Source organism: Streptomyces sp. T12 (assembly GCF_028736035.1).
Classification (GTDB): domain Bacteria; phylum Actinomycetota; class Actinomycetes; order Streptomycetales; family Streptomycetaceae; genus Streptomyces.
The window spans coordinates 10,202,568-10,220,157 of the sequence record NZ_CP117866.1; the positions used below are offsets into that span (position 1 = coordinate 10,202,568).

At 66.7% G+C, this 17,590-nt stretch carries 16 protein-coding genes; 7 read left to right on the top strand and 9 right to left on the bottom strand.

What is annotated here, in order from left to right; translation table 11 throughout:
• The first annotated feature begins 264 nt into the window (after positions 1 to 264).
• Positions 265 to 1,185: a helix-turn-helix domain-containing protein gene (locus PBV52_RS45860; protein ID WP_274247524.1), complete on the top strand. Its 921-nt coding sequence runs from the start codon at positions 265 to 267 to the stop codon at positions 1,183 to 1,185.
• A 38-nt stretch (positions 1,186 to 1,223) separates the two neighbouring features.
• Here PBV52_RS45860 and PBV52_RS45865 read toward each other — a convergent pair whose 3' ends face one another.
• From PBV52_RS45865 to PBV52_RS45875, 3 genes are read right to left on the bottom strand one after another with little or no spacing between them, the layout of a single operon-like run.
• Positions 1,224 to 2,426 (bottom strand): amidohydrolase family protein, encoded by a 1,203-nt coding sequence (locus PBV52_RS45865; protein ID WP_274247525.1) that lies wholly within the window; start codon positions 2,424 to 2,426, stop codon positions 1,224 to 1,226.
• A 30-nt stretch (positions 2,427 to 2,456) separates the two neighbouring features.
• Entirely contained in the window at positions 2,457 to 3,572 is a 1,116-nt protein-coding gene (locus PBV52_RS45870; protein ID WP_274247528.1) for an MAB_1171c family putative transporter, read from the bottom strand.
• Between the two features lie 3 nt (positions 3,573 to 3,575).
• Positions 3,576 to 4,106, bottom strand: coding sequence for a hypothetical protein (locus PBV52_RS45875; protein WP_274247529.1), 531 nt, complete (start codon positions 4,104 to 4,106; stop codon positions 3,576 to 3,578).
• Positions 4,107 to 4,548: 442 nt separating this feature from the next.
• Between PBV52_RS45875 and PBV52_RS45880 the strand changes: the two genes are divergently transcribed.
• Positions 4,549 to 5,373, top strand: coding sequence for a helix-turn-helix domain-containing protein (locus tag PBV52_RS45880; RefSeq protein WP_274249970.1), 825 nt, complete (start codon positions 4,549 to 4,551; stop codon positions 5,371 to 5,373).
• A gap of 164 nt (positions 5,374 to 5,537) precedes the next feature.
• Here PBV52_RS45880 and PBV52_RS45885 read toward each other — a convergent pair whose 3' ends face one another.
• From PBV52_RS45885 to PBV52_RS45895, 3 genes are all read right to left on the bottom strand, one after another.
• A complete protein-coding gene (locus PBV52_RS45885) occupies positions 5,538 to 5,978 on the bottom strand; it encodes a hypothetical protein (protein ID WP_274247531.1) in 441 nt (146 codons plus the stop codon).
• A 41-nt stretch (positions 5,979 to 6,019) separates the two neighbouring features.
• Positions 6,020 to 6,457 carry a restriction endonuclease fold toxin-2 domain-containing protein gene (locus PBV52_RS45890; protein ID WP_274247532.1) on the bottom strand — a complete coding sequence of 146 codons (438 nt, stop codon included), beginning with the start codon at positions 6,455 to 6,457 and terminating at the stop codon, positions 6,020 to 6,022.
• 113 nt (positions 6,458 to 6,570) lie between these two features.
• On the bottom strand, positions 6,571 to 7,554 hold the full coding sequence (locus PBV52_RS45895; protein WP_274247534.1) for a hypothetical protein: 984 nt from the start codon (positions 7,552 to 7,554) through the stop codon (positions 6,571 to 6,573).
• Between the two features lie 759 nt (positions 7,555 to 8,313).
• On the opposite strand from PBV52_RS45895, the gene PBV52_RS45900 reads away from it, so the two are divergent.
• From PBV52_RS45900 to PBV52_RS45910, 3 genes are all read left to right on the top strand, one after another.
• A complete protein-coding gene (locus PBV52_RS45900; protein WP_274247536.1) occupies positions 8,314 to 8,886 on the top strand; it encodes a hypothetical protein in 573 nt (190 codons plus the stop codon).
• A 2-nt stretch (positions 8,887 to 8,888) separates the two neighbouring features.
• A complete protein-coding gene (locus PBV52_RS45905; RefSeq protein WP_274247538.1) occupies positions 8,889 to 9,413 on the top strand; it encodes a hypothetical protein in 525 nt (174 codons plus the stop codon).
• 229 nt (positions 9,414 to 9,642) lie between these two features.
• Complete coding sequence (locus PBV52_RS45910; RefSeq protein WP_274247539.1) at positions 9,643 to 10,218, top strand: hypothetical protein; 576 nt, start codon at positions 9,643 to 9,645, stop codon at positions 10,216 to 10,218.
• Positions 10,219 to 10,272: 54 nt separating this feature from the next.
• On the opposite strand, the gene PBV52_RS45915 is transcribed toward PBV52_RS45910, so the two are convergent.
• On the bottom strand, positions 10,273 to 10,656 hold the full coding sequence (locus tag PBV52_RS45915; protein ID WP_306801475.1) for an NUDIX domain-containing protein: 384 nt from the start codon (positions 10,654 to 10,656) through the stop codon (positions 10,273 to 10,275).
• A 312-nt stretch (positions 10,657 to 10,968) separates the two neighbouring features.
• On the opposite strand from PBV52_RS45915, the gene PBV52_RS45920 reads away from it, so the two are divergent.
• A complete protein-coding gene (locus PBV52_RS45920; protein ID WP_274247541.1) occupies positions 10,969 to 12,465 on the top strand; it encodes an FAD-binding oxidoreductase in 1,497 nt (498 codons plus the stop codon).
• A gap of 170 nt (positions 12,466 to 12,635) precedes the next feature.
• Here PBV52_RS45920 and PBV52_RS45925 read toward each other — a convergent pair whose 3' ends face one another.
• Positions 12,636 to 13,904, bottom strand: coding sequence for a hypothetical protein (locus PBV52_RS45925; RefSeq protein ID WP_274247543.1), 1,269 nt, complete (start codon positions 13,902 to 13,904; stop codon positions 12,636 to 12,638).
• A 92-nt stretch (positions 13,905 to 13,996) separates the two neighbouring features.
• Positions 13,997 to 15,319: a hypothetical protein gene (locus tag PBV52_RS45930; protein WP_274247546.1), complete on the bottom strand. Its 1,323-nt coding sequence runs from the start codon at positions 15,317 to 15,319 to the stop codon at positions 13,997 to 13,999.
• Positions 15,320 to 15,676: 357 nt separating this feature from the next.
• On the opposite strand from PBV52_RS45930, the gene PBV52_RS45935 reads away from it, so the two are divergent.
• The gene (locus PBV52_RS45935) at positions 15,677 to 17,575 is read left to right on the top strand and encodes an NHL repeat-containing protein (protein WP_274247548.1); all 1,899 of its coding nucleotides are present in this window, start codon (positions 15,677 to 15,679) and stop codon (positions 17,573 to 17,575) included.
• Positions 17,576 to 17,590: the final 15 nt, after the last annotated feature.

The window sequence follows — 17,590 nt, forward strand, 5'->3', positions numbered from 1 at the left end:
CGGAGTGGGGGCGTTATTTCCGTCCTGGCGCGAAGTCGATATCGATCGCGGCCAGCGGTGGGGCGTGCCGCGTCGCCGTGGAGGAAGACCTCTCGCAGGCGGTGCGAACCTCGCCGGGGGCCTGCGGGGCTGGCGGGGAGGCCGAATCCAGAGGGCCAGCAGGTATGCGGAGGCGCTCTTTTTTCGCTACGCTGAACCTATTCCCCGCCGCGCCAAAAGTCAACAAGATGCGTCCGCTTCAACTTAGAGAAAAAGCGAGGTTTGATGCCTGCCCGTCACTTCGACCGACACCGCGCTCGCGCGGTACGGCGAGTTGCCGACCGTCTCCAGAGCGAGGTGGGTGCTGGCATGGGCGTGTCCGACTCGGCGGTGGCGAACTGGGAGGCCGGCCACTCCTCGCCCGATCCGGAGAAGCTGCCGGCCTACGCGGCGGCGCTCAGAGGTGACCTGGACGACCTGTTTCCGCGGGTTGGCCTGCCCGATCTGGCTGATCTGCGCTGTGACGCCGGTATCTATCTGAACGAGACGGCCGGGGTGATTGGGACCAAGAGTGCAGGCCCGGTCAGCGCAGCCGAGAAGGGTGTCCGCCGGCTCAAGCAGAGATACGTCCCGGCCCTGGCGGCGAGGTACGGCGTCAGCGAGGAGGAGCTGCGGAGAGCCGAGGACCGTTCCTTCGCCGCAGCCGAGGAGAGAAAGAGCGGGGGAGTGGAGCCGGGAACGCAGCAGGGTGCTGCTGCGGACTTGGGCAGGCCGCCGGGCTCGCTCGCGGAGAAGATCACCCTCATCCTCCAGCGCTCGTACCCCGGTCCTCAAGGACCTCCCACGGACGCCGAGATAGCGGCCCAGGTGAATGCCCAGCTGGGGGCGGACATCCTCACTGCGGAGGACTTCAGCGATCTGCGGACCGGCGCCACGGAGACGGCACCTCCGGCAGTGCTGCCTGCCCTGGCCGCCGTTGTCGGCGTGTCGCCGCTGTACTTCGAGTCCGACGAGGCTGTTGCCGCCCAGGTCTATGAAGGACTCCAGTTGCTGGCCGCCGCCAAGCAAGGAGCCATCGGAAGGGTCAAGGCCCGCGGTCTGGGACCCCAGGGCCTGTCGCCCAAGATGATGGCGCTCGTCAACGAGCTGGTGGCGGAGATGAAGGAGAAGGAGATGAAGGAGAAGGAGGCGGAAGCCGGAAAATAGACCGGCTCCATGGCCTCTGTGCCCAGCGCCCGGCCGTGCTACCGCTTCTGCTCTGCCGACGAGCCCGGCTCGTGCACGCGTCCTGCCGTGATCACGGCACGGATCTCCTTGAGCGCCCCAAGATCGGCCAGGGGATCACCGCCGACGACCAGCAGGTCCGCGCGGAGCCCGGGCGCAATCCGGCCCGCTGACCCACCGAACCCGAGAGCGTCGGCCGCCTGGGCGGTGGCCATGTCGATGACCCTGTCGGTCGGCATACCCACATGCGCGTAGAAACCGAGCGCCCCGGCCAGCGACCCGTTGAACCCGGTCCGCTGTACTCCGGCGTCGGTCCCGGCGATGAGCCTGACACCGGCCTCGGCCATCTGCTGGACCTGCCCGAACAGGATTCGCGTCCGCTCGTCGCCGAAATGACGGGCCACCGTCTGCCAGTGAGGACTGACGGCAGGACACACCGCGATGCCCCGGTCGACGATCTCCTTCAGGATGTCCTGGCGCAAGCCGAAGCCGTCCTCGGTCATCCACGTGCAGTGCTCAATGGTGTCCACGCCGGCAGCCACGACCGCCGCGATGCCGTCAGCGCTGTGAGCGTGCGCGGCCACCGGCACACCGGCTTGCCGCGCCTCGTCCACCAAGGCCCTCAACTCGTCAGCCGAGAACTGGCTCTGCCAGCTCTTCGGCCCGTCCTTTGTCAGACCGCCCCCGCTCGCCATCACCTTGATCACTCCGGAACCCGCCGCCACGTTGCGCCGCACCAGGTCACGGACCGCAACCTCGCCGCAGACCTCACCGCCCAGGAAATGGCAGTGGCCTCCAGGAGTCGTCAACGGCGTGCCCGCAGACACGATGCGGGGGCCGGCGGTGGAGCCCCGGCCGATCTCCTCGCGCAGGCGCAGAGCCAGACCGTTGCGGTCCCCGAGGTCCCGGACCGTTGTCACGCCGCTCCACAGGAGCTGCTGCGCGCGCCGGCGCATGTCGTGCAGCAGCTCCTCGTCGCTCGAGTCGTTGAAGGCGGCCAACGGGTCGGTGCCACCGTCGAACACGAGATGCACGTGGGCGTCGATGAGCCCGGGCATCACCGTGGCACCGGGAAACGAGAGATCGGCGCCCTGTGCGCCGGAGTGGCCGGCGACCTGCGCGCGAGGCCCGACGGCGGTGATCAGGTCACCGTCGATGAGGACGGCGCCGTCCTCAAGGTACGCCCCGGAGCCGGTCAGAATCCGGTCGGCGGTGATCAGCATCTCGTCTCGCCTTCGCTGTCTTTTCCACGGTCACGCGGTCAGCCGCAGCGCCTCCGACACCGCGATCAACTGGTCGACATCCGAGTCCCGGTCGTCCCCCTTCGGCTTTGCCAGAGGTACGGGCCTTGAGGCAGCTGGGGAGCCCTGCCGGATCGTGGCGGAGGCACGCCGGAGCCGTCTGGCCAGTTCGGCCGGCTCCAGGCTGAGGAGGTCGGTTTCCTCGTCCCCAGCCGCTAGGTAGGGGCTGATGTCGACCAGTCCGTCTCGGCATTCCACTATCCGCCGGTGGTATCGGCGGTGCACGCCACGGGCACGCCACCGATCCCACGGTGTGCGGGACGCGGGCTTCAGCTCGTTCTTCGGATTGATCCCGGTCAGCAGCTCCCACAACGGGGTGAGCCGGCGGTGATCCCGGCGCCGGCGCAGCCATAGCCGCGTGGCGGTGATTCTCGCGCGCAGGCCCGAATAGGTGATGCCCACGACGAAGAGCAGGCTCGACACCGTCAACAACGCGGCCGCCGAAGTCATGAGCGGGTGCGGCACGGACCCTCCGCTCCAGCGGACGACGGTGAAGACCGCGCGGACGCCGCAGGCCACCGCCAGCGAACCGAGCCCGATCGCGGTGATCCACAGCCCAGTGGCATGAGGTCGGCTCGACATGCGGGCATAGCGGGCGGACCACCGTCCGGCCATCCCGATCGCGTACGTCATGTACAGGCCCGCGCAGAGATAGAAGACGGCGACCTGCGGGATCGTCATGTCCATCGTGCGGCTCGGCCCGCTGAGCGCCCCCAGCGATACCGTCAGAGCCGCCACAGTGATGGACGCCGAGACCAGGGCCACGACGACGCCTTCCCACCGGGCTCGACGCCGAGCCGCCGGCGCGTCGGCCGAGTACAGGTAGAAGCACATCAGGAAATAGCACGCGAGCAGCAGCAACAGGTTCTGGACCAGCCGCGTGATGTTGTGCCCTGCCATGATGTCGAGGCCATGGGCGCCCCCTGGCCTGGCTACCGCGTGCGACAGGCCCAAGCTCAGCAGGGTGAGGGCAACCGACCTGGTGGGAGCGTCACGCGGGGCACGCGACCACAGAAACAGTCGCCACACGACGGCCGCCGCGATGACCAGCGGAAGAAACTTCGCCATGGCCTACAGCCACCCCCGCCGGTCTCCCAGAGCAGCCTGCACACGGCGGACCTCCGGGTCCTCCGACAACGGCGGGAGCGCGTCAACCACCGAAGACCACTCCAGGATGATCGTCGCCGCGAGCTCGACCGAGCACTCCTGCTTGTCCTCGTACGAGCAGCGCAGGGATACACGCCGGATCAGCTTCGGATCGACTATAGGGATGAGGGCAGCCCACTCCTCCACGAAATCGGCCGCCGACTCCGCCACGACGTCACCCTCCCACTCCGCGACGATGATGTGGAGAAGCTCGTGGAGGATGATCTGGAGCTGGTGCAGCCGGGTCGTTTCCTGCTGGTAGACGATGATGTCCACCTGAGGCATTTCGAGCCACATCCCCGACGGGCCCGGCACCTCCAGCGGGACCGGGCGAAGGACGATCGGACGGCCGCGCCGCTCGCCGAGCGCCTTGGCCAGCTCCTCCACGTCCAGTGGGGGGTGAATGCCCAGGCTGCGCAGTTCCTTCCGGAGCCGGCGGTGGAGGTCGCGTTCCACGGTCCGCCGTTCCGCCGTACGCCACCGCACCCATCGGCGGCGACTGGTTCTCTCGCGCGCAGGCACCGGAGATTCCTGAGCGCGGGAGAGGCCCTCTCCCAGAGACATGTGAGCAATCCCTTCGTACCGGCTGGTCGAGGCTCTGCTTCCGAGCCGGATTAGGCCAGAAGGCGTATCCCCTGGCGGTAATAACCCTATTGGCGGATCTCGGAAGTCACACGAAACAAAGGCCGTGCTTATCTTGTAGATGAGAACTGGCAGTTCTCATAGCCGGGCGGTCGCCGTTTCAGCCATCGCTTGATCTTTACGAGTGCGGGCTTCAACTGGCCTCAAATTCAAGCTCGGATGACGAGTAGTCGCGGCGGCGGCCGGTGCCGTGGAAAATCGGGAACCTGTGACGTGAATCCCACCTGTGGACGCCAACGGACGTTATATGAACGTTATGAGCGACGGGGGTGCCGAGTCCCTCCTCCTCACTCGCGTACTGAGGCAAGCCCGTGCGCGTCGAAACACATCGGACATACCAGGGTTTACGTCCATGTTCGGTGCGGGTTTCGCTCGCGGGATCACCCAGGCTCAGACCGCGCGACTGGCAGGCGTCAGCCGCCGGTGGTACAACTCCCTCGAATCGGGGTGCCCGGCGAACTACAGTGACGCCTTCCTCCACCGGATCCGCGCCGTCCTCGCTCTGGACGACGATGAATGGGGCATCGTCTACCGCATCGCCCGTGGCCGAGCACCGGCCGCCACTCCCGGCAGCCCTCTCAATCAACTCCTGCCACCGGCCTTGTTGGCCCTAGTCGAGCAGAGTAAAACGTGGGGCATCTACCTCAGCGACCAGCGCTGGGACGTGCTCGCATGCAACGCGAAGATCCAGGAGTACTTTCCGTGGATGGGCTCCGGCCTCAACGTCGTGGAGTGGGTGCTGACATGGCCGGAAGCGCGGGCTCAGCTCATCAACTGGCAAACAGACTGGGCTCTGCCCACGATTGCGGCGCTCCGGGTCAATGCAGAACAGTGGCCAAACGACAAACGCCTTCAGGAAGTCATAGAAACCGTGCGGCTCGACCCGACTGCCCGCAAATTGTGGAACGCTCCCGACCTGCCGGCCGCCAGCCATCCGGCGTCGAGTTCGCCACGCCGTCTTTACCTGCCGCAGCAGGAAGACAAAGAGTTCGCCATACGGATTGTGGCACTCACACCCATGGAGCTGCCCGCCTGCCGACTGATCGCAATCACGCCTGCAGAACTGGTGTCCACCGGCTGAAACGACGTCAAGTTCGCGCCCTACGGGAGGTGCGCCAAGAGAGAGAAGTGGGCTTATCAAGAGCAGCAAAGGTGTCTAGGGGCCGCGTGCCTCCGGTATCGGGGCGGACCCACTATGGGCGGTCCAACGGAGCGCCGGCCGCGAGTAACAAACCCCTCGCCCGACTAGTCGAGGCCCCCGGCCTCCTCGATGTGGGCGACAAAGGCGGCAACAATATCCGGCCGAGGCGCGTCGGGAACCGGCGTTGGCGGCATGCCGTCCTCCAGCCCCCACTCGGTGTTGAACATGACCCTCATGCCGGTCGGTACCACGTGGTCCCTGAGCCAGAGGACGAACTCGGTCGCCAAGTGGGCGTTGCAGTCCAGAACGGCCGTCCCTTCGGATGACAGCCGGGCCAGGCCCTCCACCTGTTCGTCGCCCAGGGTGATGCCGAAGTGCATGGACGAGCCTCTGACCGGCCCTTCGGCGTCGATACGGATGAACTCGTCGGGGTTCCGCTCGCGCAGCTTGGCTTCGAGGCTCTCGAATGTCAGGCCCCAGCTCTGCCCCTCCGGTGGGGTGAAGACGTACATGGTCCGGAGTTCCGCGATCTCTTCGGGTTCCATCGTGGGTGTGGTGCTTCCTGTGCGGCGGAGTGCTGGCGGTGTTAGGGAACGTAGCGGGCGTGGCCGCTGACGCCGTAGGCGGCCATCATGATGCGCCAGTACTGGACTGCTTCCTGGTTGTTGGTGACGGTTTCAACGCCCCGCATCTCCGTGTTCCGCGGGTCATTCAGGGCTGCGGCGTACTTGCGGAGCTCTACGCGGTCCTTGTCGTAGAGGAAGTCTCTGTCTCCGGTGGCATGGTTTTTGTGGAGATCTTCCAGGGAGCGGTAGCAGCGCTGGTCCGGTTTGTTCACGTACTTCGCCTCGACGGCCATCCCGTCGACGTCGCGGAATCCGTCCACCATCAGCGTGCTGTTGGGGCTGATTCCCGGGGGGATGCGGACTTCGTACTCGGGGTAGCCGGCGACGCGCCGCTGGTAGGCGACCTCGGCCGGTCTGCCCCCGGAGACGTCGCCTTGGCGCAGGGAGTTCAGCCACATCTGGAAGTTGTTCCGCTGCCCGGGCGTGAGTGGGAGAAAGCGGGGGTTGGGCGGTGTGGCCGGGGGGATGGGCTGTACGCGCGGGCCGTTGGCCGGGCGGTAGGCGGCAGGGATCAGCAGCGGGACGCGAAGAATCGGTGCCAGGAACGGGGCAGCCCGGGCACAGGGCTGTCGTTGTCCGGCCGCGGCATCTTCACCTTCGCCTTTGAGCTGTCCAGAGCGGGCGGGATCTTGCCGAGCGCAGCGATCCGCATGTCACTCGTGACGAGTTCGTGCAGTCCGCCGTCGTGGCCGTCCCCTCCGAACCGCGGCTGTTCCCATGGCCAGAGGGATTCATCGGGGGAGGTCTCCTCGATCGGCAGCCGCCGCTTGGCGGTCTCTATGTGATCGGCGTAGGCGTCGCAGGCGTTGGCGATCATCTTGCAGGCGGTGGGCAGGTTCGCCATGAGGGTCTCGTCCTCGCTCACCTCACTGGGCGGCGAGCTCTTGCCGACGAACTTCCTGAAGAACTCCTCGACCCGGTCGGCGGTCTGACCGACCTCGTCGAGAGTCGCGCGCTTCCACGCGGCTTCGGAGTCCCAGTACGCCGCTTCGAGAATCTTGGCTGCGGCACGCCAGGTACCCGCCACGGCACGGCACTTATCCGGCTGCCCGAGGAAACGCTCGTTGAAGAGGAGCTGGTCGACACCGCTGGTCTCGCCGACGACCTCGGGGAGGTCCTCAGCGTGGTGACTGCCGCGCGGGGAGCAGTCAGGCCCCGACGGCTGTCCACCGATGTCCGGACCTTGAGGGCTCTGACCGAGAAGCTCGGCCGCGATACGGCTTTCCTGTCGCAGATACGCCTCGGCCGACTTCAGCAGCGCGCCCGCACTGTTGGCCATCACCTGGTGGGCAAAGGCGGACTGGTCGAAGACCGTCTTCACGGCCTCCTTGTACACAGTGGCGAAGGCGCGGCCCGCCTCGTCGTCGCCAGCCATGCCCCCGTTCTCGCTGAGTTCGGTGGAGAGCAGGCTCAGCATGTTGTAGATCAGGTCACGCAGATCCACCAGCGACCAGGACGCGTTGACGAAGTTCGAGGTCTGATGCTGAAGATCCAACGCCCCTCCCCGTGGCCCTGACATGCACTCAGGGGAACCGTACACGGTTGCGAATAAAGGCTGTTGGCGTAACCGATGCCCGTGCGCCACATGAAGGGCTGCCGTGCGGGCCTCGGCGGAAATTTTCGGATAGCGGCGCCAGGATTGCCAGTGATGATCACCGTCAAGGCCCGTTCCGTTTTCGGAACACCTCGGCGTCGCCCTGGCCGTGATGGGGCGCGGGAGCACCGTCCTGCAGACTCCCACTCGGTGCGCCTTGGCGCCGTCTCACGCACGAGCGTGTCGACGGAGATGTTCGGCCAGAGACACGGCCAGGTCTACTGCTGCTGGGCAATCAGCCAGAGGCGCTGAGCGGCTCGGGCCCATGAGGCTTCGGCATCCGGCCCTTCGTATCCCGACTCCAGCTCGGCCAGGTCGGCAAGACCACACTGCTGCGAGCCGTGACCGGCACCCTGCCCCGGACACCGAACGCACCACGGGCAGCGTCACCGTCCTGGGCCACGACCCCCTCACCCTGTCGGCACCAGCCCTGCGCACCCTGCGCCGCCACCGCCTCGCCTACGTCGGCCAGGACCCCGGCTCCGCCCTCAACCCGCGCATGAAGGTGCGCCGCCTGCTCGCCGAAGTCGCCGTGGACAAAAGCCCCGAGGCCATCCGGGCACAGCTCGCCGAGGTACGCCTGCCGTCGGTCGCCCGGCTCAACCGCTGGTGTTCCTCAAGTCCGGGTCACGGCGGGACGTCGGTGGGCATCCTGCGGTCATGTCGCTCGCAGCAGTCGCCATCGTCGTGGCGTCCATCAGTGCCCTGTTCACTGCGGCCAACATGATCGTCTCAGCACTCACCTACCGACGTGGCCGACCACGCGTCTACATGCGCTCCTACTGGAACCCTTATGGACCCTTCTCCTGGGACCCTCCTGATTATGAGTGGGATGACGGAGAAGGGCTCTTCACGATCCACCTTGTCAACAAGAGTCAGGCCACTGTGAAGGTGAACGGGCTTTATGCCGAGTTTGACTGGGATCGTAATAGGCTTCATTTCTTGGGCAAGGCCAGAGGCAAGGCTGCCCTGAAAATCATCAAGGGTGCGGACGAGAGAGAAATCCCTCCTTTCGGAGGGATCAAGTGGCTGGCGCAGACTCCCAATCCCCAAGGCCGCCCTAGGAGGATGGATTTCTCCCGCGTGCGTCTGACTGCCTCCCTGACGAACGGGAGTCGGGTTCAAAGCAAGTGGATGACCAACGATTTTCCACCCAGGTTGAGGCTACCGGATCCAATCTCATCCGATCAGCCCCAACAACTCTCGTTCGAAGACCTCGAAGAGGTGGAGTGACTATGGCTGCCGACTGGTGGGCCCGAGGTGTCGCAATCGCTGCTGCACTCGCTACATCTCTCAACATGTTCATTGCATTCAAGACATACCGGAGGGCCAAGCCCAAGCTCGACATCATAGTTGAGCTCGCTAAGGCTGATCCGAATCTAATACTCAACGCGAAAGTGGTCAGCTGCCGAGGCCATTACGTATTCTTGCTCAGGCTTGCCAACAGTGGGGCCACGGCACTCAGTATTGAGCATATTAGTCTCTTCTCGTTTTATGGGAAGTGGTATCGCAAGGCCAAGTCCATCCTTTCTTTCGGCCACTTCCTGGAAGAGCCGCTGAAGATCGAGCCGTTCGATGGTGAGCAGTATCCCTTGAAGATGCCTTCTCCCGAATGGACAACAGGTGGGGAACGGCCGCGCTATGTGCGCATCATGGTTGGGCTTAGGGACGGCCGGGAAGCCCACAGCGTCAAGGTACGAGTGACAGAACAGATGATGCGACCGGTTGAGGTTGAAGCAGAGGCCGAGACATCGAACTGAGGACGTGTGGCCGTTCGGAGATTGCCACACGGCCTGTCAGGCGTGCCCCAGCTCGACGCGGACGCGCCCGTGGAGCGTCCGGCCGGTGAGGGTGGGGGAGTTTCGCCGACCGAACCTCTGAGAGGGGCTCAGGGGCCGTGCGGCTTGCCCGAGAGCCACCGGGGCGACACGTCCTGCACGTCTCGACGGGTGGCTCGTCAGAGGGTGGCCGGCCGAGCAGACTCGGGACATGACCCAGAACCCAGACCTAGCGGTTGCCGCACTGTGGGTAGCTGGTGCCAGTGCGGTAGGCGCCCTGTGCAACATGGGTATCGCGTGGCTTACCTACAGACGGGTGCGGCCCAAGGTGGACGTCATCGTGGAACGGCACCTGATGAGTCCGGCGAATCCGAAGCCACAGCATGAGCGCGGCTATCTTATCTGGCTCCGGCTGGCGAACCGTGGCGTGACTCCTATGGGTGTCGAGCGTATTGACTTCATCCCCGTCCATGGTCGTTGGTGGAAATGGAAAACCAAGCAGAAGAAGGACCCCGGGGGAGAGTGGTTCAGCGAGCCGAAGGTGATCCCGGCTCTGGGGGGTCTGAAGTATCAGACGGAGCTTCGGCCTAGTGCGCTGATGCACGAGGGCGAGAACCCTCGGCATCTGTTGATCCGGGCCCGGCTCACCAACGGCAAGCATCGGAAGACACGGATCAAGGATCTGTCCGGCCTGGTGGTGGAGATCGGCCCAGAACCGGAGCCTGAGCCGTCTGCCCCTCGGCGTCGGTGGGGATTGCTTGGTCGGCTCCGAAGCAGGAACCGCTAGGCGTCTCGGCTCTAGTGCCGCTTTGCCTATCGCTTCTTAGGAACCGGTACCGGTCTACCTGTACCAATCCCCGTCTCTACTAACTAGTTCGCGTACCGCAGCCTCGGCGAGCGCCTCGCCAGGCTCCACGGTCCCTCCGGGGGCCTCCCAGGTGCCGCGCCGGTGGCAGCCCAGCAGCACACCGTCGGGACCGTGGACGATCACACCGACGCCGAGCGCAGCGTTCGGCGGGGGCGGCGCGGTCGTGCGGGGCCGGCTCGGCACCCGCTCCGGCCGGCGGGCAGAGTACAGCCGGTACGACGCAGCGTTGCCCTCCTGCGGGGCGTCGATACCGGTGACCGACTCCAGGGTGAGGCCGTGCTCGACGAGGAGGTCCTCCCACAGATGAGGCGCGAGGACCTTCTCCGAACTAGCCGCGACGCGCTCCCCACATCGCATGCCGATCCGCTGATCTTCGTGAGATCCCTGTACGGCCCGCGATAGCCAAGGAACTAAGGATCAACAGGACCAGGCAACGGCGATTACGCACGGGCCCGGACGGCCTTGCGGCATCACCGGCCCTGCTTGCCAAGGGATGGGCCAAGCCCGTCGACATCAAGACCACCGCGGCCCGGTTTCGCCGGGTGACCTTCAGAGCACGGGTCGTCTGACCTCTGCACGAAGACGTTATGTCACTTTCAATGCGTGATCCGCTACTTTGTGTAAGCGTGCGACAACTGCCAACGGCGGACACCGAAAGAGGCACTAGCTATGACCAGCCGACGTGATGTACTGCGCCTGGGCGCACAGGTGACTGCAGCGGGACTGGCTGCCACCGTGTTGGACGCACCAGCCGCCCATGCATCCGACGGCCCGGAACCGCGCGCCTGGCGCGAGCTGGCACGAGCACTCAGCGCCGGTGCGGGACTGTACCGGCCGGGCGATGGCGAGCACACGCGGCTCGCCCCACCGGACAATCTGCGCTACGCCGGCACCCGGCCCGCTGCCATCGTCGCTTGCGCCGCTGAGAGGGATGTGCAGGTCGCGGTCAGATGGGCCGTCAAGCATGGCGTACCTCTGGCCCCCCGCTCGGGCGGCCACAACTACGCCGGGTACTCGACGACCCGGGGACTGCTGATCCATTTGCGTAGAATGCGCGGCGTCTCACCCGTCGGCAGGCGCAGCCTGGTGCTGGGCGGTGGGGCCACCAACTCCGACGTTTACGAGGCCAGGGCGGCGAACCTGTACTTCCCGGGCGGCCGCTGCCCGGGTGTCGGTGTCGCCGGGCTGACCCTTGGCGGCGGACTCGGTTTCAACGACCGCAAGTGGGGGCTCTCCTGCGACCGTCTGCGATCCACTCGGGTCGTCCTCGCTGACGGATCCATCGCGCTGGCCAGCGATCGACACAACGCCGATCTGTTCTGGGCCTGCCGGGGCGGTGCCGGCGGCAACTTCGGCATCAACACCGGCTTCGTCTTCGACGCGGTGCAGGTCACCGATCAGCGTGCCACGGTTTTCGACCTCTCCTTCGGACTCGACTCCGCGGTGGCGGTGACGACGGTCCTGCAGGAGATCCTCGACCAGGACCGCTCAGGCGATTTCGACGTGCGGATCGGCTTCTCCCGCACCGCAGCCGGAGCCGGTTCCATCACGATCCTGGGCCAACGTCTCGGTACGGAGGACCAGCTCCGGCCACGACTGGCGGGCTTGCTCGCGCTCCGTCCCGGCAAACGCTTCATCGAGCAGCGTCACTTCTGGACTGCCCAGGACTACCTCATGGCCCAGCACCACCCCACGGCGATGGCCTCCAAGTCACTGGTTCCGACGGTTTGGCTGGAACCACACATGATCGAGACCATCGCCTCCTGGGTCGGCGCCTGGCAGCCCGGTACCTCCGGTGCCACCGGCTACGTCACCCTCTTCGCGATGGGTGTCCACAGCAACACCCCCACACCGACCGCAACCGCGTTTCCGCACCGCGACGCCACGTTCGTCATCGATATCGGCACCGAGTGGAATGCCGCCACACCCCAACCCCAGGTTCAGCAACTCCTCGCCCAGACACGCCTGCTCCACCGCAGCCTCAGCCGCGAACTCCAGACCTCGGCGGCCTACGTGAACTTCCCCGACCCCGATCTGCCCGACTGGCCCGCCGCCTACTACGGCGCCAACTACAACCGCTTGACCCGAGTCAAGAGCCACTACGATCCCCGTCACGTATTCCGCTACGACCAGGCCGTCTGCAGCGACCTCGGCAACCACCCGTAACGACACCCCACCCGACTGCGTGCTGACCCGGAGCCCCCGACGGACTGGATTGGCCCTCCGCTGGTGATCTCGCGGAGGGCCGGAATATTCCGCTGACCTGTAGGTCTGCCAGCGCGTCGAACCCGGCATGCTCGGGCGGTCACCTCAGCCGGGGCATGCGGTCGCGCTGATCACTTGCCCTTGGTCACCCGCAGGCCGTCGAAGCGGACTGTGTCGGCGGTGTCGATCCAGTGTGCCTGAGCGGACCACGTGCCCGGCTCCAGCCCGTGCAGCGGGGCGCTGGTGGCGATGCCCTGATTGTCGCTGAACTGGGAGTCGGTGTCCTTGGTCCCTCCGAACCGCAGCCCCCTGTCCGTGGTGGTGAAGTCGATGCGCGCGTGGGACACCGCAGTCCCGTCCATCCTCACTGCCTTCACCCGCAGCCGCCGGGGGAACGGCTTCCCGGCGCGGGTCTGCTGGTGATCCCCCTCCACCGGTCGCAGCTCATACAGGGCGAGTCGGACCAGTTCATGGGTACCGGCCAGCGCGACCCACATCTCTCCGTCGGAGGTGGTGGTGATGTCCGTGGGGCGCGAACCTGAGTCGAACTCCACGGCCCTGGCCTCGGTCCCGCCGGGAGCGACGTATCCGATGGTGTCGTTCTCCGGGCAGCTGAACCACAGGCCACCGTCCGGTGACGGGCGAAGCCGTTCGGCGGGAGCCGGGGTGTCCACTGTGGTCCACGCACCGGTGCCAAGGACGTAACGGAGGATCACCGGGCCTGCTGTCGCCACCCACAGCGCCTCCCCGGCGGCGGAGAAGGCCAGGTCACGTGGGTCCTCCTCATGCGGCAGCGGGACCGGCTCGTCGAATTTATCGGCGGTGATCCGGTACGGCCTGATATGCCGCCCGTCCGGGGAGCCCACCCAGTAGTGCGTGGGCCTGGTGTCGGGCGGAACGGCGATGCCCCACAGCCGCGTCCGGTCCGGGACAGCGGATGAGTAGGACAGGTCGTGGCCCGTGCCGCTCTCGTTGAGGTTGCAGAAGGCGAGGCTGCCCTGGTCGGTGAGGGGAGCCACCAGGCGCGTACCGCTGCCCTTTGGCGCGGGAGCGAGGGCCAGCCCGTGGCAAGCGGACCGGGGGCCGATCGGATGCGCGGTGTAGGTGCCTTGGTGGCACTGGACGAACGCTGCCTTGTTCGACGAGGTCCAGGCCACGGTCCACGCGCCGTGCCCAGGCCACAGGGTCAGCCCGGCGGCATGCGGCGGCGCGGAACCCCACGCATGGACGTTGCTGTCGAAGGGCCGCTTCGGCCGTGCGTCGCCGATCAGGGAGTTCTCGCCGCGGAACAACAACAGGCCGTCCCGCGGATCGTGGACGAGCGCGACGGGTGACACGGCGGTGGGAAGTGTGACGGTCCCGCTGGTGCCAGCGGATGTGACGGGGATGACGGCAGACATGGCGCCTCCGTGGATGGTCGGGCGTTGGCCGGGGCGCCGGGGTCGTCCGGGCACGGACGACCCCGGCGGACTCCCGAGGGATTGGTCGCGCCTCAGCTGGTGAACTGGAGCTCCAGGGAGGTCAGGATCTCCTCGGCGGCTGCCGCCACGGAGAGCACCGGCTGCTCCGCCAGACTGCCTCCATACACGTCCGGCACGGTGGCCTGGCCCAGCTCGTCCGTGATGAGCACCGTCTCGTGCGCGCCGTCCTCGAACGCGGCCTCAAGTGATTCGAGCCTGACGGTCAGCGGGATCCCCGGAATGGCGTGGCCGTCGGAGACGTACTCGACGACCATCGGCGAGCCGATGACGCCCTGGACCGGGGCCGAGCTGGCGTTCTGCTGAACCATCCGGGTCATCCCCGGGGCCGCCGACGCCTGACGTGCCTTCACCGGGTAACGCACCACACTGCCCTTGCTCCGGTTGGCGCACCAAACGGTGTTGTCCGGCCCGCAGCAGATGGTCCTCGCCGAGCTGCCGGCCGGGAGCTGGACGCGGGTGAACTCCGTGGGCTCGTCGGCAGGGACGACGTAGAGGTGGTTCTCCGCCGCCACCCACACATTCCCGTCCGGCCCCAAGACCATCCGCCAGGGCCGGCCGGCCGCGCCGTCCTCGTTGAGGGTGCCCGTGGTGGTGAACCCCTCCTCAGGGTTGTCCAAGTCGTACTTCCACACCTGGTGCGGGTTCTGGGTGCAGATCCAGACGGACTTCTGGTCGGTGAGGACGCTCTGCGGTACCGCGTTGCGATCGGGCAGGCTGGGGGCGTAGCTCCACTGCCCGTCGTACTTGAGCACGCAGTTCTCGCGCCGGCCGTGCGTCGCCTGCCCGGCCACCCAGTAGGTGTGGCCCCCGTTGGGGTTTCTGACCGCGGCGAGCCCCACGAGGTGGGTGTCCGCAGGGGCGGACGGGCTCATGGATACCGGTCCGTCGCCCTGCGGGTAGTAGAAGGCGATGACCCGGTGCAGCGGCTCGGTACAGGCGAGCTTGAACCGCTTGCCCGCCTTCCCTTTGGTGTCGACGACGATGAGGTCGTTGGGGTTGCCCTCCTTCTGGATCTTGTGGGCGGTGAAGGCGTAGTCACCCCCGAGCCTCATCTCGAAGATCGGATCGACCTTGGGCGGGACCTGGGGCTTCTCCAGCGGCTCGGCCGGCGAGGTGAACCACATCTTCTTGTCGTTGTACGGGTCGCGCACGATCCCGGCGCCGTACCTGGGGGCGAAGTCCGTCACGAACTTCTGCTCGTCCGGGTTCTCGGCGCTGAAGCCGAAGAGCTGGCTGTTCTCCGTGGTGACCCAGATGCGCCCGTCACGCCCCGCGGCCATCGAGTTGAGAATCAGCCCCGGCTTGCTCACCTGAATTTCCTCGTATCGCGCCATGGTGGTTCCTCCATGTTGCGGGAATTCACGCTCGTGGTCCCCCGAGGAACTGCAACAAACCATGCCAAACTACCCTGTTAACCCATTCAGGGGATACCGGAAGAACTGGGCGCTACTCCATTCGGGTGACCCCCGCGTGCCTGGCTCCTGCCCCTTTCGCCACCGGATGCGGGCTTCGGGAAGCCTGCCTAGGCTGGGGCGGTGACCGTCCGCGAGAGTGATCGCGGTCAGGCGTTCTCACGCCGACGAGAGCGGTGGGTACAGCCCGCTCTCCACCCCCTTCGACTCCATCCGACAGCGACGTCCTGCGTGACCGGCGACGCCGGCCGGGCACGACCGCTCCGACGGGAGATGCCGATGACAACCACGTACCGGGCCGTGGAGCCCGCCCACATCACGGCCACCCTGGAAGGGGTGATCAGCACTATCGCCGGCCTCGGTTCGGCCGGGTATTCCGGGGACAGCGGACCGGCCGTCGACGCCGAACTCAACACCCCGGCGGGCCCGGCAGTCGACGCCTCCGGGAACGTGTACATCGCCGACTCCAACAACCACCGCGTAAGGAAAATCTCTCCGGACGGGATCATCACCACCGTGGCCGGGAACGGTTCGGCCGGGTACTCCGGGGACGTCGGACCCGCCACCGCCGCCCAGCTCAACACCCCGGTCTCCGTAACGGTCGATGCCGACGGGAACCTGTATATCGCCGAGCGCTACAACCACCGGATCCGCAAGGTCTCCCTCGACGGGATCATCACCACCGTGGCCGGGAACGGTTCGGCCGGGTACTCCGGGGACGCCGGACCCGCCACCGCCGCCCAACTCAACGAGCCCGTGAGCGTGGCGGTGGACCGTACGGGAGCCCTCTACATGTGCGACGGGGCCAACCACCGCACCCGCAAGGTGGCGCCGAGCGGCGTGATCACCACGATCGCGGGCACCGGAATCAAGGGGTACTCCGGTGACGACGGGCCGGCGACGCAGGCCCAGATCGGCTGGAGCACGGCCGTGGCGGTGGACGAGCAGGGAACCTGCTACATCACCGACGACGAGAACCACCGCGTGCGGAAGATCACCACCGACGGTGTGATCGCCACGGTGGTGGGCAACGGCTCCAGCCGCTCCAGCGGTGACGACGGACCGGCCGTCTCCGCAGGGGTCGCAAACCCCGTCGGAGTGGCGGTGGACGCCCGAGGGACGCTGTACGTCGCCGAGCGCAAGAGCCGCGTCGTCCGGCAGGTGACACCCGACGGGACCATCACCACCTTCGCCGGCGACGGCCGCGACGGGAGTTCCGGCGACGGCGGACCAGCTACCTCCGCCCGGTTCCGGGACCCCGGCGAACTGGCGGTCGACAGCGCCGGGAACCTGTACGTCTGCGACAGGGCATCCCACAACGTACGCAAGGTCGCGGGGTCGAAGGAACGCAACTTGACCATACGTCAGGGAAGCGTGCCATTGGCCAAACCCGGCGAGCGGGTCAAGTTCAACCTGGAGATCACCTCACCCGCCGCCCAGGCGATCGATCCCGGCATCATCACCCAGATGTTCACGGCGCCGACCGGGTTCGTCTTCGAGGGCAAGCCCTCCTACGGCTACTACGGCAGCCGCCCGCCGGTCACCGGCAACCTCACCCACCGGATCGAGTCCGACGGCAAGGTCCTGGTGGTGACCGGGAACCCACACGTCAACACCTCCGCCACCGACAAGAGTCCCCTCGTCTACACGATCCCGGTCAGGGCCATGAAGGACGCCTCGCCAGGCACCTACCCGGACGGTCAGGCCGTCATCGGCCGGCATCCGCCCGTTCCGCTGAGCGGCACCATCACCAGCCCTGCCCCTCCGACCGGGCTTGTGGTCCGGCAGGAGAAGACGCCGGAGATGAAGCCCGGCGAGACCGGCAAGATCAACGTGGAGCTCTCCGCCCCGAAGGACACCCCGATCACGGGTGCGGTCACCCAGAGGTTCACCGCGCCCACCGGGTTCGTCTTCACCGGAAAGGCGTCGTACGGCTACTACTTCGCCAAGCCGGACCGGGTGCTCGGGACCCTCAAGTCCGAGGTGTCGGCGGACGGCCGCACACTCACCGTGACCGAGGAGCTTCATCTCAACACCTCCCCGAAGGACCCCAGCCCTCTGATCTACACCCTCCCGGTCAGGGCACTGCCGGACACCCGCCCAGGCACCCGCGACGACGGCCGCGCGATCGTGGGCAGCCACCCGCCCGTGCCGCTCTCCTGCACCGTCAAGCCCTGAGCTCGAACGTCGCCG

What these genes read in the sequence shown, in the direction of transcription:
- PBV52_RS45860 (WP_274247524.1), top strand. Translation starts at nt 265, where the DNA reads ATGCCTGCCCGTCACTTCGACCGACACCGCGCTCGCGCGGTACGGCGA.
- PBV52_RS45865 (WP_274247525.1), bottom strand. Translation starts at nt 2,426, where the DNA reads ATGCTGATCACCGCCGACCGGATTCTGACCGGCTCCGGGGCGTACCTT.
- PBV52_RS45870 (WP_274247528.1), bottom strand. Translation starts at nt 3,572, where the DNA reads ATGGCGAAGTTTCTTCCGCTGGTCATCGCGGCGGCCGTCGTGTGGCGA.
- PBV52_RS45880 (WP_274249970.1), top strand. Translation starts at nt 4,549, where the DNA reads ATGAGCGACGGGGGTGCCGAGTCCCTCCTCCTCACTCGCGTACTGAGG.
- PBV52_RS45885 (WP_274247531.1), bottom strand. Translation starts at nt 5,978, where the DNA reads ATGGAACCCGAAGAGATCGCGGAACTCCGGACCATGTACGTCTTCACC.
- PBV52_RS45890 (WP_274247532.1), bottom strand. Translation starts at nt 6,457, where the DNA reads ATGTGGCTGAACTCCCTGCGCCAAGGCGACGTCTCCGGGGGCAGACCG.
- PBV52_RS45900 (WP_274247536.1), top strand. Translation starts at nt 8,314, where the DNA reads ATGTCGCTCGCAGCAGTCGCCATCGTCGTGGCGTCCATCAGTGCCCTG.
- PBV52_RS45905 (WP_274247538.1), top strand. Translation starts at nt 8,889, where the DNA reads ATGGCTGCCGACTGGTGGGCCCGAGGTGTCGCAATCGCTGCTGCACTC.
- PBV52_RS45910 (WP_274247539.1), top strand. Translation starts at nt 9,643, where the DNA reads ATGACCCAGAACCCAGACCTAGCGGTTGCCGCACTGTGGGTAGCTGGT.
- PBV52_RS45915 (WP_306801475.1), bottom strand. Translation starts at nt 10,656, where the DNA reads ATGCGATGTGGGGAGCGCGTCGCGGCTAGTTCGGAGAAGGTCCTCGCG.
- PBV52_RS45920 (WP_274247541.1), top strand. Translation starts at nt 10,969, where the DNA reads ATGACCAGCCGACGTGATGTACTGCGCCTGGGCGCACAGGTGACTGCA.
- PBV52_RS45925 (WP_274247543.1), bottom strand. Translation starts at nt 13,904, where the DNA reads ATGTCTGCCGTCATCCCCGTCACATCCGCTGGCACCAGCGGGACCGTC.
- PBV52_RS45930 (WP_274247546.1), bottom strand. Translation starts at nt 15,319, where the DNA reads ATGGCGCGATACGAGGAAATTCAGGTGAGCAAGCCGGGGCTGATTCTC.
- PBV52_RS45935 (WP_274247548.1), top strand. Translation starts at nt 15,677, where the DNA reads ATGACAACCACGTACCGGGCCGTGGAGCCCGCCCACATCACGGCCACC.